Here is a 14895-nt window from a genome sequence, read left to right on the forward strand (position 1 = left end):
CCGCGCTCCCGCCGACGGAGCCGCTTCGTGAGCCTTGACCAGTTGCCGATCGCGCCCAAGGGCGGCCTGACCGGGCATGTCGAAAGAACGCTCAAGCAGGCGCTGATGGAGGGGAGCCTGAAGCCAGGCGAAAGGCTGGTCGCGCGCGATCTTGCCGCGAGGCTCGGCACCAGTCCCACCCCGGTCCGCGAGGCGCTGCTGAAGCTCGTCGCCAGCGGTGCGCTTGAGATGGCGCCGGCGCAGTCCTTCACCGTGCCGGCACTTTCGTCCGAGGGGTATCGCGAGATCATCGACATCCGCATGGTCGTCGAGAGCCTTGCCGTCGAGCGCGCGACGCCGTTGTTGACCGAGCAGGATCTGATCGTCCTGCGCGCGATCAACGAGCGCTTCAAGGATGCCAGGCGCCGCAATGCTGCGCGAGAGGCACTCCACGAGAACAAGGAGTTCCGGCTGATGCTCTATGAGCGCGCGGCGATGCCGGCGCTCTATGCCGTCATCGAGTCGCTCTGGCTCAAGATCGGCCCGAGTCTGAACTATCTTTTCCCGATCGATTCCTCACGGCAGGAAGAGCCGCATAATCACGATCTCCTCTTGGACGCCCTGGGACGACGCGATGCCGCGAGCGCAGTCCGGCTGATCCGCAAGGCGATCGAAGACGGTGCTGCCGTCATCGCCGCTCAATTCGTCGCCGATGACGCGCAACCTGTGCGCCGAACTTCTCGGTCTCACGCCGGCTGAGCCCACGCTGCGAAATGCAGGGTAAGCTAATGTCGTTCTCGAAGACGGGGTTATCCAGCCCGGAACAGGGCTAGCTGATCCATAGAATGGTGTGGTCTACCTCCCGCTGCAGGGTGAGGAGGAGCCCCCTGCACCGAACTCGTCGCAGCTCGGCCCGCCGAGCGCGAGGCACCGGTGCTTCGCCGCCTCATCGCGATCGCCCAGGCAGCCGCTTCCGCAGACCGTTGGGCGAAGCGGCCGCAGCCCGGCCTCGCGGTCACTTCAAGCGCAAAGCGCAGATCAGCGCAGCTACGACAAATGTCCGCAACGGGTCGGAATGCGTCGGATTGAGCCTGTTCGAAATCCGCCTCCGTGCCGGAATTCACTCAGCCTCTCATTGACAAAAACGATTATCGATAATACCGACGACGGTGATTGGATTTTGGAGCCGAGTCTGATGAGCGCAAGGCGCGAAGCCCCCGAACCGGGAACCGTGATCACGCGCGTCGAACTGCGGATTTTCTCGTTTCCGATGGAAAACGTCGCGCGCGGCGTCGATCTGCCCGGGGCGAAGTCGCAGCGCACCCGCCTCGCTGTCCGCATCGAGACCAGGGATGGCACGCGCGGCGAATATGTCGGCGGCAATGACACGATGTTCGGGCAGGCTCGGCTCGCCGCCAGGGCGCTCGTCGGCTTCGGGGCGCTGGAGCGCGAGCATTTCTACGAAGACATGAAGCGAGACCTGCGCAAGACGGACCGGATGGGCGTCGGGGTCTTCGACAACGCGCTCTGGGATCTCGCCGGCAAGCGCTTCGGCGCCTCGGTCAGCCAATTGCTCGGCGGCAGTCGCGGCAGGCTGCCCGCCTATGCCAGCACCTGGCATGGCGGCGAGGGCGGTGGTCTCGACCGGGCGGAGGATTATGTGGCCTTCGCGGAGGAATGCCTCGAACTGGGCTATCGCGGCTTCAAGGTGCATGGCTGGAAGGATGACGATCCCGAGCGCGAAGCGCGCAACGTCCGGCTCCTCGGCAAGGCGCTCGCCGGGCGCATGGCCCTGATGATCGATCCCGGCTGCCATCTGCGCACCTTCGCAGATGCGCTGCTGGTCGGGCGGGCCTGCGACGAAGCGGGGTTCTTCTGGTACGAGGATCCCTTCAGCGATGGCGGCCTGTCGAGCCACGCCCATCGCCGGCTTCGCGAACTGATCAAGACACCCCTGCTGATCGGCGAGCATGTGCGCGGCCTGGAGGCGGTGGCCAACCTGCTCATCGCCGACGGCACCGACTTCGTCCGCGCGGACCCGGATTTCGACATGGGCATCACCGGGACCATGAAGATCGCGCATCTGGCCGAGGCGCTCGGCCTCGATGTCGAACTGCACGCCCCCGGGCCGGCACAGCGCGCCTGCATGTCGGCGATCCGCAACAGCAACTTCTACGAGCTCTCCATGGTCGGCCCGAGCCGAGGCTGCTTCACCGGCGATTTCTACACCTGCGGCTATAGCGATGCGCTCGATTCGGTCGGGAAGGATGGGTGCTTCCCCGTTCCCGACCGCCCTGGCCTCGGGGTCGATTACGACTGGAACTACATCGAGAAGCAGACCCTGGAGCACTACGAACACACGCTCTAGCGGCACCGCTTCTTTTCTCGGCAAGGCAAAGACCTTGCGGTCGCAAAAAACATCCAGGGAGGTCAGCATGAGGAAAATCGATCGCCGCCAGTTGCTTGTCGGAGCGGGCGCGGGTGCAGCCGCCTCGGCGCTTCCGGGTCCGGTCTCGGCGCAGAATGCGAGGCCGCTGCGCGTCGCGGTCTCGGCAACCAACATGTTCTCGCTCGATCCGCGCCGCAGCGTGCAGAATGCCGACCAGTTCATCTCGCGGCAGATCTACGACTCGCTGATGGATCCGCCTTACGGCACGTTCGACCTCGCATATGACAAGGTCCTCAACGAGGTCGCGGAAAGCTGGACGGTTTCGCCCGACGCCAAGACCTGGACGGTCAAGCTGCGTCGGGGCATCAAGTTTCATCGGAATATCGGCGAACTGACCGCCGCCGACGTCAAGTTCACCTATGACAGCATGATCGATCCGAAGAGCGCGTCGACGCAGCGCGTCTATCTCTCCGATCTGGAGTCTGTCCGTGTCGTGGACGACTATACCGTCGAGTTCCTACTCAATCAGCCCAACCCGACCTTCCATGCCTCCGGGCTGATCTCGATCATCGGTTCGATCATCCCGCGCAAGGCGGCCGAGAACGTGCCGTTCGAGACCTTTTCGCGATCGCCGGTCGGCAGCGGACCCTATGAATTCGTTGCGATGGATCCCAATCGCGGCGTCGTGCTCAAGGCCTTCGACGGCTATCATGGCGCCAAGCCGAAGATCGATACGATCGAATTCCGCTACATGGCGGACCCGACGGCGCGCACGCTCGCCTTCCTGAAGGGCGATCTCGACATCATCGAGGGCGCGCGCCTGCCCGGATGGGTCGATCAGCTGCGGCAGCAGAAGCCCGATACGATCTTCGACCAGACCCGCCCGGGAAGCATCAAGACGCTCTATTTCAACATGAGCCGCAAGCCGTTCGACGACGTTCGCGTGCGGCGGGCGCTTCGTTACGGCATCGACCGGGAGGTGCTGATCAAGGCCTTCGGCGGCATTGCCGGACCGAGCTGGGGCATCAACCCGCCGGAGTTTCCCGGCGGCTTCACGGAGCAGGAACTGCCTGAGGAGCTGCGCTACCACTACGATCCGAAGAAGGCCCGCGCTCTGCTGGCCGAGGCCGGCCTCGGGCGCGGCTTGAAATTCGAGATCCTGATGACGCAGCGCGAGGACTATGCCTCGATCATGCTGATGGTCCAGGACATGTGGCGGTCGATCGGCGTCGATATGGCGATCCGCACCATCGACCATACCACCTATCACGCCGAGAAGAACAAGAACGTCAATGCAGTCGTGCTGCAGTCTTCGACATTCGCGCCGGTCGAGACGCAGATCCCGCTCGCCTATTTCCACAGCTCGGCAGTCGTCAAATCGGACGGGAAGGGGCTCAACAACTTCAGCCATTACGGCGTGCTCGGCGGGGGCGGCGTCGATGACCTGCTCGACAAGGCGCAGGCCGAAGCCGATTTGCAGCGGCGACAGGAGATCATCCGTCAGGCCGAGTTGAAGATCCTCGCCGACATGCCCGCCTTCACGATCTGCACGCTGTCCTTCGTGTTCGCACGCAATCCGCGTCTCTCGCTCGGGTTCGACGTCAAGGCGGGCTATGCGCGCTACCGCCTGTCGCAGGCGCAGTTCACGGCGTGAGCGTCACCGTCCAGGTAGTCGCGGGTGCGTTCGGCACCCTCGGCCGGCCCAAAGGTCTCCAGCCATGATTGTGAGCCGCATTCTCGATGCGATCCTGACGGTGTTCCTGGTGCTGTGCCTGGTGTTCGTCGCCATGCGCGTGCTTCCGGGAGACCCTGCCGTCTCTGCGCTCGGCGAATATGCGACGCCCGAGCAGCTCGCGCAGTTTCGCCAGCGGTTCGGCCTTGATGTCCCGCTCTGGCAGCAGTTCATCAATTTCTTCGTCAGCCTCGCCACCCTCGATCTGGGGACATCGCTGATCTCGGGCCAGCCGATTTCCGAGATACTCCTGGTCAACCTGCCCTATACGCTCGAGCTGTCGGTCGTCGCGATGATCGTCGGCATGCTGCTCGGGGTGCCGATCGGCGTGCTGTCGGCCACGCGCAGAGGATCTCCGGCGGATTATGTCGCCCGCGTCGTTGCCCTCGCCGGCTTCTGCATCCCGGACTTCTTCCTCGGGGCGCTGATCCTCATCGTGTTCGGTCTGAAGCTCGACCTCTTCCCGGTCATGGGCGGCGGAAGCGGCTTTTTCGAGCGGATGAGCCATATCGTGCTTCCCGCTTTGACGCTCGGCCTGATCATGGCCGCGTTCACCAGCCGGCTGACGCGCTCGGCCCTGCTCGAGGTTCTGAGACGGGACTATATCCGGACCGCCCGCGCCAAGGGGGTCGAGGAGCGCTGGGTGATCTATCGCCACGCCCTGCGCAATGCGCTGATCCCGGTCGTGACAGGCTTCGGCATCTATATTCTGACGATGCTGTCCGGTTCCATCGCCATCGAGTTGATCTTCGCGCGCCCAGGCGTGGGCAGCGTGCTCGTCAACGGCATCGCCAGCAGGGATTATCCAATGGTGCAGGCGGGGCTGCTGGTCTTTGCGCTGTTCGTCGTCCTGGTCAATTTCGCCATGGACATGCTCTATGTTCTGATCGACCCCCGGTTGAGGAGATAGGGTTGATGACGTCCGCTCGCATCGAAACCCCTGTCTCCGCGATTGCCGGGCACGCCACGCGAAAAAGCCCGCTGCGCTCCCTGCTCGCCGACCCGGTGACCGCGACGGGCATCGTCCTGATCGTGCTGTTCTGCCTGCTGGCGATTTTCGCCGACCTTCTGGCGCCGTTCGATCCGCTCAAGCAGAACATGATGGCGATGAGCCGGGGTCCCTCGAGCACCAACTGGCTGGGCACCGACCGTTTCGGCCGGGACATTCTCTCGCGTGTCATCCACGGCGCGCGCCCGTCGCTGGCATTGGGCATCACCGCGCCTCTGCTGGCCGGTGTGCTCGGCACGATGATCGGCATGCTCGCCGGCTATTTCGGCGGCTGGATCGACCGTGTGATCGGGCGGCTCAGCGATGTCCTGATGGCGTTCCCGTCGCTCTTGATCGGCATCATGATTGCCGCCGCGCTCGGGCCGGGCTTCACCAATCTCGTCGTGGCGATCGCCTTCGCCTTCCTGCCGCGCTTCATTCGCGTGGCCCGCGCCTCGACCATGGCCATCCGGGCCGAACCCTATATCGACGCTGCCATCGCTTCGGGGCAGGGCCCGGTCCGCATCCTGCTGCGCCATGTGCTGCCCAATATTTCGGGTCCGCTCGTCGTCGTCGCGACGCTCTGGGTCGCCACCGCAATCCGCATCGAAGCGAGCCTGAGCTTCCTGGGGCTCGGCACGCAGCCGCCTGCTCCGAGCTGGGGCAACATCATTCGGGACGGACTGACCGAGATGCTGGTCTCGCCCTGGCCGGTGCTCGCGGCCGGCCTCGCGATCACGATATGCGTGTTGGCATTCAACATGGTCGGCGACGCGATTCGCGACGCCCTGGATCCGGAAACCCGTGACTGAATCAGAAACCAGACGAGATACGACGAAGAATGCGGGCACTGCCGCGGCGGCGCCCGTCTCGCCGAGCCATGACCACGCGCTGCAGCTCGGCGTGCCGAACTACATGCGGGTCGCCGAGGCGATCCGGCATGCGGTCATCGACGGGCGGTTCGAGGACGGGCAACGCCTGACCACGTTGGAGCTCGCCAAGATCTATGGCCTGAGCCTGGCGCCGATCAGGGAGGCTCTGAACCATCTGTCCGCCGAAGGCATCGTGGTGCTCCATCCGAAGCGCGGCGCGATCGTTCGCTCGGTCTCCGTCGATTTCCTGGCCGAGATCTACGAGATCCGGCTCGGCCTGATTCCCTATCTGGACGGTCAGCGCGCCAGGATCGCGACACCTGCCTCGGTCCAGCATCTGCTGGCGATCGAAGAGCAATACGAAGCCGCGGCGAACCGCGGCGACATATCCGAGACGGTCGCCCGAAATATCGAGCTTCACCGCGCCATGCTCGCCATTCGCCCCAATCAGGAGGCGGTCCAGATTCTGGCGAGGCACCACGGCCTGCTGAAGGCGCTGCGCCACCGCTATGGCTTCTCGGCGGCGAGACCCGGCCAGGCTATACAGGAGCATCAGCACTTGATCGATGCCTTCCGGCGCAACGATGGCGAGGATGCATTCAAGTTCAGCTCAGTCCATTTGCTCAATTCGCATAGGGAGCTGATGGCGTTGGTCAAAGCTGGGAGCATTTCCGGATAGCTGGGCGGGCTCGGCCTTGACGAAGTCGCGCACGATCTGGGCGAAATCCTCGGCATTGGCCGAGAGCGGCTCGCCGCGACGCCGGATGATGCCATACGGCTCCAGCGGATTGTCGAGCCGGAAGGGCAATTGCACCAGTTCGCCCCGGTCGATCGCCTCGGCGATGATGGTATGCGGCAGCACCGAGATCATGCCGGCCCGGCGCACGAGCTGCAGCGTCGCGAAGATCGAGGTTGTCTCGACGAGGTTGTCCAGCGAGGGCAGCCCGGCTTCCGCGAAGGAGCGGTCGATGACCTGCCGCATCGGGCTCGTCTGCTGCTGCAGGACCCAAGGGTAGGCCTCCATCTCGGCCAGCGAGACCTCGGTCCGGCCGGCAAGGGGATGATCTGACGAGGCAAAGACCCAGAGGTTTTCGATAGAGAGCGGCTCGACGTCGAAGATCGCGTGATGGCGCGCTTCGGTCAGGCGCCCGATCACGAGGTCGATCTCGTTCTTCTCGAGCCCCCGCAGCAATTCGTCGCTGGTGGTTGTCGAGAGCCTGATCGTCATCAGCGGCCGTCGGCGTTTCAGCTCGGCCATGGCTGCCGGCAGGATATCGGGAGCCGTCGCCATGATCGCTCCGATCGAGAGGGCGCCATAGCCACCGCGCTTGAGGTTACCCAGGCCGCGCAGGAAGCGTTCCTGATCGGCCAGCACCTGGTCGGCATAATTCACGACGAAATAGCCGATCTCGGTCGGAACCAGCCCGCGCGGCTGGCGGTCGAAGATGCGAACGCCGAGCATGTCCTCGATATCCTGCATCATCTTGCTCACCGCCGGCTGGGTGACGGCCATTTCCTCCGCTGCCCGGTGCAATGTCCCGACGCGCGCAACGGTCGAAACCAGGAGCATGTGTCGAATGCGCAGGCGCGAAAGCATGTGCCGTGGCAGCGAAGCAATGAAGCTCATTGCGATAACTTTCTGGAACTGATCATGTCGAAATTTTCATTATTTGATTATGGCAGTTCCCGCTAGCGTCGTCGTCACGACAAAAGCTGCGGTCAGGCGATCCTCGATGATCGAGTTCCGGCACGCAGCTGTCAGGAGGACGCCGGAGGCCGCGCAAGCGAATCCCACGTCTCGATCGTTGAAACGATGCTGCCCGACTTCTGCGGGTCGCAGATGAGGGATTGCATTCGCGTGAACCGCCTCGACCTTCAGGACAGAATTGCCGTGATCACCGGCGGCGCCCGCGGAATCGGCTTTGCCGCCGCACAGCGCATGCTCCAGTCGGGAGCCGGCGTCGCTCTCTGGGACATCGATGCCGAGCGCCTCGCCGAGGCGGCGGCCAGGCTCCGGCCGCTGGGCGCCGTCTCGACCGCGGTGGTCGAACTGACCGACGAGGCCTCCGTCACCAAGGCCGCGGCCGATGCGATCGCGATCCATGGCAAGGTCGACATCCTCGTCAACAATGCCGGCATCACCGGGGGCAACGGCAAGCTCTGGGAGCTCGACCCGGCAACCTGGCGCCGCGTCGTCGACGTCAATCTGGTCGGTCCCTACCTGACCTGCCGCGCGCTTGTCCCGCAGATGATCGAGCTCGGCTATGGCCGCATCGTCAACATCGCCTCGATCGCCGGCAAGGAGGGCAATCCGAACGCCTCGCATTATTCGGCCTCCAAGGCCGGCCTGATCGGCATGACGAAATCGCTGGCGAAGGAACTCGCCCAGGCCGGCATCCTGGTGAATTGCATCACCCCCGCCGCGGCGAAAACCGAGATCTTCGACCAGATGAGCCAGGGGCATATCGACTTCATGCTCTCGAAAATCCCGATGAGCCGCTTCCTGGCGGTGGAGGAGGCGGCGGCGATGATCGGCTGGCTGGCCTCGGAGGACTGCGCTTTTTCGACAGGCGCCGTCTTCGACATTTCCGGCGGTCGCGCGGTCTATTGAGGGATAAGGCGATGGCAATGCCGACGATCAAGCATGTGCGCGCCTTCACCGTCCGGGGCGGTGGGGCCGACTATCACGACCAGAAGGGCGGTCACTGGATCGACGGGCAGATCGCGACGCCGATGTCGCGCTATCCGGAGTATCGCCGGACGCGTTCTTCTTTCGGCCTCAACGTGCTCGGGACATTGATCATTGAGATCGAGGCCAGCGACGGCACCATCGGCTTTGCCGTGACAACGGCCGGCGAGATCGGCGCCTTCATCGTCGAGAAGCATCTCGCCCGCTTCATCGAGGGCCGAAAGGTCACCGAGATCGAGGCGATCTGGGACCAGATGTATTTCGCCACCCAGTATTACGGCCGCAAGGGCGTGGTGGTGAACACCATTTCCGGCGTCGATCTCGCGCTCTGGGACCTGCTTGCCAAGGTCCGCGACGAACCCGTCTGCGCGCTGATCGGCGGCCCGGTGCGCGACGAGCTGATCTTTTACGCGACCGGCCCACGCCCCGATCTCGCCAAGGGGCTCGGCTTCATCGGCGGGAAGATGCCACTGAAGCACGGGCCGGCCGAGCGCGACGAAGGCATGAAGGCCAATATCGAGGCCTTTTCCGCGATGCGCGACAAGGTCGGCCCCGATTTCTGGCTGATGCTCGACTGCTGGATGGCGCTGGATCTCGACTATGCGACGAGGCTTGGCCATGCGGGTGCGGCCCATGGCCTGAAATGGATCGAGGAGGCGCTCTCGCCCGATGATTACTGGGGCTATGCGGCGCTCAAGAAAGCGGTGCCGCCAGGCATGCTGGTGACGACCGGCGAGCACGAGGCGACGCGCTGGGGCTTCCGCATGCTGCTGGAGATGGGTTGCTGCGACATCATCCAGCCCGATGTCGGCTGGTGTGGCGGCTTGACCGAGCTTCTGAAGATCAACGCGCTGGCCGATGCCCATGGCGTGATGACGATCCCTCATGGCTCCAGCGTCTACAGCTACCACTTCGTCGCGACGCGCCATAACAGCCCCTTCGCCGAGTTCCTGATGATGGCGCCCGAGGCCGATCGCGTCGTGCCGATGTTCCATCCTCTGCTGCTCGACGAGCCGCTGCCGGAGAACGGCCGCATCAAGACCTCCGCGCTCGACAAGCCGGGCTTCGGCGTCAGGCTCAATCCCGATTGCCAGCTCCACCGGCCTTATCCGCGGTGATGACGAGGACAGCGCCATGCAGGACCTGAAGGGCAAGGTCGTTCTCATCACCGGCGCCTCCTCGGGCATCGGTGCCGCGGTGGCACGCGCCTTTGCCGAGCAGGGCAGCCACGTCGCCGTGCATTACCGCTCGCAACCAAACGAGGCCGAAGCCGTGGCTGCCTATGTCAGGTCGCAGGGCTGCCAGGCCGAGACCTTTCAGGCTGACGTCTCGAACACGGCCGAAACGGACAGGCTCGCAGCCGAGGTTCTGGCGCGCTTTGGCCATATCGATATCCTCGTCAACAATGCCGGCGGCTTCGTCCGGCGGTCAAAGCTCGCCGAGGCCGACGACGCGCTGATCGACGAGGTCTTCCATCTCAACGCCCGCTCGATGCTGGTGCTGACGCGGGCCTTGCTGCCAACTCTGCGCGCGCGGACGGGCACCTCCGTGGTCAACATGACCTCGCAGGCGGCGCGCACCGGGGCAAGTCCGGGCGCCGGCCTCTACGCCGCCACGAAGGCTTATGTTTCGACCTTCACGCGCGCGCTGGCCAAGGAACTCAGCCGCGACGGCGTCAGGGTCAATGCGGTGGCGCCCGGCGTCATCGCGACGCCGATCCACGATGCCCACACCTCGCCCGAACTGCTCAAGCAGCTGGAGGCGACGATCCCGATGGGACGGCTCGGCCGGGCCGATGAGTGCGCCGGCGCAGTGCTGTTCCTCGCGAGCGAATACCTCGCAAGCTACGTCACCGGGCAGGTCATCGAAGTGAATGGCGGTAGCGTGATGCCGTAGCCTGCGGCGACGAACGACAAAAAAACCCAAGGCCGGGGAGGGCCATCATCATGACGAGCAAGACCACCATCGACCGCCGCAGCCTGATGTCTGCCGCCGGCGCCGCCGCCTTGGCAACGCTTGCGGCCCCGAGCCTCGTTCGCGCGCAGAGCAAGCGAACGATCCGGCTCGCCCATCACCTGCCGATCCAGTCCGAGCAGCACGCGGCCGCCGAGATCTTCGCCCGCAAGGTCGCGGAGGCCTCGAAAGGCGCGATCACCATACAGGTTCTGCCCGCTGCCCAGATGGGCGGCCAGCGCGAGATCATCGAGTCGGTCTCGATCGGCACGCTCGATATGGGCTTCGGTGAATCCGGCCTCTACGCCAATTACGTGCCGGAATTCGGTGTCGTGGCCTTGCCCTATCTCTATCGCGATTTCGAGCACTGGAAGAAGGCGGTCGATGGCGATGTCGGGGCTTCGCTCGCGGCGTCTCTGGAGAAGAAGGCCAACATCAAGATCCTCAACTGGATGGTGACGGGCTACCGCTACACCTATCTGCGGAGCAAGCCGATCACGCAGCCGTCCGACTTCAAGGGCGTCAAGGTTCGCCTGCCCGAGGCGCCGGTCTTCGTGAAGACCTTTGCGACGATGGGCGCGATCCCGACTCCAATCCCGGCGCCCGAGATGTATGCCGCGCTGCAGACCGGCGTCGTCGACGCGATGGAAGGGACGGCCGAGGTCGCCTATACCTTCAAGATTTACGACGTGACGAAATACCTCTCGATGACCCGTCACATCCTGCTCGACGGTTCTTTCGCCATCAGCAACTCGCTGTTCGCCAAGATGCCGAAGGCCGATCAGGACCTGATCCTGAAGGCGGCACAGGACGCGGCGCTCGAGCAGCGCGCCCAGCATTTCGAGCGGGAGAAGGCCTCGCTCGTCAAGCTGACGGGCGAGGGGAAGATGCAGCTCAACGAGCCGGATCTGAAGCCGTTCGCGGACGTGCTGGCCAATCTCCAGAACGAGTTCGCCGCCGCCTCGAAAGGCGCGGACGTGCTCGAGCGTATCCGCAAGCTGTGACGGCGCGGCCATGATCCGCAGGCTGACCGGCGGGCTCGTTGCCGTCATCAAGATCGTCGCGGCGGGGTGCTTCGCCGCGATGATCCTGCTCACGCTGGTCCAGGTGATCAACCGCTACGCGTTGGGCCTGCCGATGTTCTGGACGGAGGAGTTGATCGTGCTCCTCCTCGTCTGGTCGATGTTGCTCGGCCTGCCGGTGCAGCTCTGGCAGCATGAGGAGATCGTCGTCGACGTCCTGCCGACGCCGGATCCCCGGGCCCAGCAGCTCAAGGACGGCGCGAATCTCGTCTGTTCCGTCGCGTTCTGCGCGGTCCTGGCCTGGGCCGGCTACGCCTTCATGCTGCGGGGCGTGAACGTGACCTCGCCGGCGCTCGGTCTGTCGCGGCTGTGGTTCTTCCTGCCGATTCCGTTCTCTGCGGCCCTCTCCGTTCTCGTGCTGCTCGCCCGGCCCAAAGGCCAGAGCGTCGGAGGCTTCGACTGATGCTCTGGGCCCTCGTCCTATCCCTCATGCTGTTCATCGCGATCGGGATGCCGATTGCATTTTCGATGGGGTTGGCGGCCGTCACCGCGCTTTTGATCGACGGCTCCGTGCCGCTGATCGTGCTGCCGCAGAAGATGTATTCCTCGCTCGACTCGTTTCCGCTGCTGGCGATCCCGCTCTTCATCCTCGCCGGGTCGGTCATGAATGTCGGTGGCATCACCGGCAGCCTGATCGGGCTGGCCCGGGCGCTGGTCGGTCATCTGCGCGGCGGCCTTGGCCATGTCACCATCGTCACGAACGTCCTGTTCTCGACCATCTCCGGCTCGGCCGCGGCATCCGCCGCCGCGGTCGGGTCCATGCTGATCCCGGAGATGAAGAAGGACGGCTATCGGCCGGAGGACGCTGCCGTGATCAACGCCGCCGGCGCGATCCTGGGGCCCGTCATCCCGCCCAGCGTCGTCATGGTGATCTACGGCGCAATGACAGGGCTCTCGATCGGCACGCTGCTGCTGGCCGGCATCGGCCCAGGTATCCTGATCGCATTGATCATGATGGCGGCGGTCTATGTGATGGCGGGGCGGAACGTCCTGAAGACCTACAGGCGTGCGACACTGGCCCAGGTCGCCGTCGCGGCCCGGGATGCGGTGCCTGCCCTGGTGATGCCTGCGATCATTGTCGGCGGCATCATGTCGGGCTTGTTCACGGCGACGGAGGCGGGCGTCATCGCGGTGGCCTATGGCGTCGCCTATGCCCTGCTGACGCGCCGCAGCACGCTCAGACAGCTGATGGGCAACCTGACCGAGGCCGCGATCGTTTCGTCGAGCATCATGGTCATACTCGGCGGCGCCGCGCTGTTCGGCTGGATCGTCGCACGCGAAGGCCTTCCGGTGATGATCGCCGACTGGCTGCAGGCGATGACGAGCCAGCCATGGATCGTGATGGTGCTGATCCTCGCCGTGCTGCTCGTCGTCGGCATCTTCATCGAGCCGATCCCAGCCATGGTGATGCTGGTCCCGGTGCTGCAGCCGATCGCCGAGAGCTACGGCTTCAACCCCTATCACTTCGCGATGGTGGTGGTCTTCGGCGTGCTTCTCGGCTCCCTGACGCCACCTGTCGCCGTGCTCGTGCTGATCACCTGCAAGATCGCCAAGGTCGACGTGAACAAGGCCAATGGTCCGCTCGTTCCGATGTTCCTGCTGTTGGTGCTGGCGCTGTTCGTCATCGCCTTTGTACCTTGGATATCGCTGGTCGCGCCAAGGCTGTTGGGATGAGACAGGGCGCAGGATCGACCCACAGTTCAATCCTACCCAAGGCTGCCGCGGCCTTCGACCCGTCTTACGCCGGTCCCGAAGAACTCACCGCCGTCCGGGCCTCTATGCGATGTTCTGAAACGCGCTCGATGATCGCGCCCTGTTCTCGAAGAGTGGACTGGAGCGCGGATGTGCCAATGTCGGTGGGCGCCTTGTCGAGGCGTGACGAAAGCGCAGCCAACGTGCCAGCCGCGTGGCCTGTCACCATGCAGACGGCCTGGCCTCGGATAGAACCGGCTGCTTCGTGCGTGGCCGAGATCGACCGCCCGGCGACAAGCAGGTTGTCAAAGCCGACCGGCATCAGGCATCGGGCCGGAATCCCATAGGATCTTGGCAGTGAGTAGTAGGTGATGCCGGTCCCCTCGACGCTGCGATTCATCACCAGCGTGCCAGGCTTCACGTCATGAATGTCGAGCGGATAGGCGCCGCGCCCGATCTGGTCCTCGAAATCCGATCCTGCCAGCACATCGTCAGCGGTGAGCGTATAGCCGCCCTCGATGTGGCGCGTCTCGCGAATGCCGACCTGATACGAGCTGGCGAGCAGCCGCGCGCGCTCGAAGCCAGGCACGTATTTCCGCAGGAAGCGGGTCACCTGTGCGACCTGGCGCTGCGTCTCGATCTCGGCTCGCGTCAGGTCATCGGGGTCGGTGCCGTCGATGCCATGGACGCGCGTGGCATTTATACCCACCTCACTACGTCCCGGGAGCGTGTAGACCGTGAGCCATTCGACGGGCACGTCCCATTCGCCCGCGGCTCGCGCCTGGGAAATCAGGGTGTTGAACCCGACGATCTGCGCTGCCGGGGTCGAACGCAAATGCTCGATCGTGTGCTTGCTCCCAGAGAAGCCTTCTGCGTCGCAGATGTCGTGCGGGTTCGCTTCGAGGTAATCGAGCGTGGCGCCGACATCGACGCTGCCAAGCCGAAAAATCGCCGAGACCGGCTGCGTTGCAGCGTCGAGGGGCCGCCCCTTCGTGAATTGCCCGCCTGCGCGCGCGACAAGGTCCGCATCGCCCGAACAGTCCACAAAGGTACGACCGGGGATGATCTCCAGGCCGGCCTTGTTCGCGACCGTGACGGCGCAAATCCTCTCACCGTCCTTCAGCACATCGACGACAAAGCTATGGAGCAGGAAGTTCACACCCGACTCCGCCGCCATGTCGAGCAAGGTCAGTTTGAGCGCCTCGGGGTCCTGACCGGTGATCGAGCCCAGCAACGAGTCGATACTCGTGCGCGTGCCACCATCATTGGCAGCCAGGCGCTCGAAAAGCTCCCCGCCAATGCCACCGAGGGCCAGGTAGCCTTCATTGTCGGCAGCGCCCAACACCGACTGCCCCAGCGTCAGGACGCCGCCGATCGTGCCGTACTGCTCGATCACCAGTGTCCGGGCGCCGGTACGCGCCGCAGCAATGGCAGCAATGGCTCCCGCCGTTCCGCCGCCAACGACAACGACGTCGAATTCCTTGCGCATCCGCATCGAGGTGCTCTCCAATTTTAGCGC

General features: G+C 64.4%; 14 protein-coding genes. 12 read left to right on the plus strand and 2 right to left on the minus strand.

What is annotated here, in order from left to right:
* The first annotated feature begins 27 nt into the window (after nt 1-27).
* From ACTIF2_RS08455 to ACTIF2_RS08480, 6 genes are all read left to right on the plus strand, one after another.
* Nucleotides 28-738 carry an FCD domain-containing protein gene (locus ACTIF2_RS08455; protein ID WP_439496611.1) on the plus strand — a complete coding sequence of 237 codons (711 nt, stop codon included), beginning with the start codon at nt 28-30 and terminating at the stop codon, nt 736-738.
* Between the two features lie 436 nt (nt 739-1174).
* Complete coding sequence (locus ACTIF2_RS08460) at nt 1175-2347, plus strand: enolase C-terminal domain-like protein (RefSeq protein WP_439496612.1); 1173 nt, start codon at nt 1175-1177, stop codon at nt 2345-2347.
* 67 nt (nt 2348-2414) lie between these two features.
* Nucleotides 2415-4022 carry an ABC transporter substrate-binding protein gene (locus ACTIF2_RS08465; protein ID WP_439496613.1) on the plus strand — a complete coding sequence of 536 codons (1608 nt, stop codon included), beginning with the start codon at nt 2415-2417 and terminating at the stop codon, nt 4020-4022.
* 64 nt (nt 4023-4086) lie between these two features.
* A complete protein-coding gene (locus tag ACTIF2_RS08470) occupies nt 4087-5010 on the plus strand; it encodes an ABC transporter permease (protein ID WP_439496614.1) in 924 nt (307 codons plus the stop codon).
* Between the two features lie 5 nt (nt 5011-5015).
* Nucleotides 5016-5900, plus strand: coding sequence for an ABC transporter permease (locus ACTIF2_RS08475; protein WP_439496615.1), 885 nt, complete (start codon nt 5016-5018; stop codon nt 5898-5900).
* The gene (locus ACTIF2_RS08480; protein ID WP_439496616.1) at nt 5893-6639 is read left to right on the plus strand and encodes a GntR family transcriptional regulator; all 747 of its coding nucleotides are present in this window, start codon (nt 5893-5895) and stop codon (nt 6637-6639) included. Before ACTIF2_RS08475 ends, ACTIF2_RS08480 begins: the two co-directional genes overlap by 8 nt.
* On the opposite strand, the gene ACTIF2_RS08485 is transcribed toward ACTIF2_RS08480, so the two are convergent.
* A complete protein-coding gene (locus ACTIF2_RS08485) occupies nt 6571-7530 on the minus strand; it encodes a LysR family transcriptional regulator (protein WP_439496617.1) in 960 nt (319 codons plus the stop codon). The genes ACTIF2_RS08480 and ACTIF2_RS08485 overlap by 69 nt on opposite strands.
* A 288-nt stretch (nt 7531-7818) precedes the next feature.
* Between ACTIF2_RS08485 and ACTIF2_RS08490 the strand changes: the two genes are divergently transcribed.
* The 6 genes from ACTIF2_RS08490 to ACTIF2_RS08515 are packed head-to-tail and all read left to right on the plus strand — an operon-like array spanning nt 7819 to nt 13358.
* Nucleotides 7819-8571 carry an SDR family oxidoreductase gene (locus ACTIF2_RS08490; RefSeq protein ID WP_439496618.1) on the plus strand — a complete coding sequence of 251 codons (753 nt, stop codon included), beginning with the start codon at nt 7819-7821 and terminating at the stop codon, nt 8569-8571.
* 17 nt (nt 8572-8588) lie between these two features.
* Nucleotides 8589-9767 carry an L-rhamnonate dehydratase gene (gene rhmD / locus ACTIF2_RS08495; RefSeq protein ID WP_439496619.1) on the plus strand — a complete coding sequence of 393 codons (1179 nt, stop codon included), beginning with the start codon at nt 8589-8591 and terminating at the stop codon, nt 9765-9767.
* 16 nt (nt 9768-9783) lie between these two features.
* Entirely contained in the window at nt 9784-10545 is a 762-nt protein-coding gene (locus ACTIF2_RS08500; protein ID WP_439496620.1) for an SDR family NAD(P)-dependent oxidoreductase, read from the plus strand.
* Nucleotides 10546-10595: 50 nt separating this feature from the next.
* Nucleotides 10596-11606 (plus strand): TRAP transporter substrate-binding protein, encoded by a 1011-nt coding sequence (locus ACTIF2_RS08505; protein ID WP_439496621.1) that lies wholly within the window; start codon nt 10596-10598, stop codon nt 11604-11606.
* 10 nt (nt 11607-11616) lie between these two features.
* A complete protein-coding gene (locus ACTIF2_RS08510; RefSeq protein ID WP_439496622.1) occupies nt 11617-12087 on the plus strand; it encodes a TRAP transporter small permease in 471 nt (156 codons plus the stop codon).
* Nucleotides 12087-13358, plus strand: coding sequence for a TRAP transporter large permease (locus tag ACTIF2_RS08515; protein ID WP_439496623.1), 1272 nt, complete (start codon nt 12087-12089; stop codon nt 13356-13358). Before ACTIF2_RS08510 ends, ACTIF2_RS08515 begins: the two co-directional genes overlap by 1 nt.
* A 64-nt stretch (nt 13359-13422) precedes the next feature.
* Here the strand turns inward: ACTIF2_RS08515 and ACTIF2_RS08520 are convergent, their stop codons facing one another.
* Entirely contained in the window at nt 13423-14871 is a 1449-nt protein-coding gene (locus ACTIF2_RS08520) for an FAD-dependent oxidoreductase (protein ID WP_439496624.1), read from the minus strand.
* Nucleotides 14872-14895: the final 24 nt, after the last annotated feature.

The organism is Allobosea sp., assembly GCF_051860145.1.
Classification (GTDB): Bacteria; Pseudomonadota; Alphaproteobacteria; order Rhizobiales; family Beijerinckiaceae; genus Allobosea.

Bases quoted from the DNA above. Each gene is read 5' to 3' on its own strand.
- ACTIF2_RS08510 (WP_439496622.1), top strand. From the start codon at position 11,617: ATGATCCGCAGGCTGACCGGCGGGCTCGTTGCCGTCATCAAGATCGTC.
- ACTIF2_RS08485 (WP_439496617.1), bottom strand. From the start codon at position 7,530: ATGCTCCTGGTTTCGACCGTTGCGCGCGTCGGGACATTGCACCGGGCA.
- ACTIF2_RS08460 (WP_439496612.1), top strand. From the start codon at position 1,175: ATGAGCGCAAGGCGCGAAGCCCCCGAACCGGGAACCGTGATCACGCGC.
- rhmD (WP_439496619.1), top strand. From the start codon at position 8,589: ATGCCGACGATCAAGCATGTGCGCGCCTTCACCGTCCGGGGCGGTGGG.
- ACTIF2_RS08505 (WP_439496621.1), top strand. From the start codon at position 10,596: ATGACGAGCAAGACCACCATCGACCGCCGCAGCCTGATGTCTGCCGCC.
- ACTIF2_RS08475 (WP_439496615.1), top strand. From the start codon at position 5,016: ATGACGTCCGCTCGCATCGAAACCCCTGTCTCCGCGATTGCCGGGCAC.
- ACTIF2_RS08520 (WP_439496624.1), bottom strand. From the start codon at position 14,871: ATGCGGATGCGCAAGGAATTCGACGTCGTTGTCGTTGGCGGCGGAACG.
- ACTIF2_RS08500 (WP_439496620.1), top strand. From the start codon at position 9,784: ATGCAGGACCTGAAGGGCAAGGTCGTTCTCATCACCGGCGCCTCCTCG.
- ACTIF2_RS08465 (WP_439496613.1), top strand. From the start codon at position 2,415: ATGAGGAAAATCGATCGCCGCCAGTTGCTTGTCGGAGCGGGCGCGGGT.
- ACTIF2_RS08470 (WP_439496614.1), top strand. From the start codon at position 4,087: ATGATTGTGAGCCGCATTCTCGATGCGATCCTGACGGTGTTCCTGGTG.
- ACTIF2_RS08515 (WP_439496623.1), top strand. From the start codon at position 12,087: ATGCTCTGGGCCCTCGTCCTATCCCTCATGCTGTTCATCGCGATCGGG.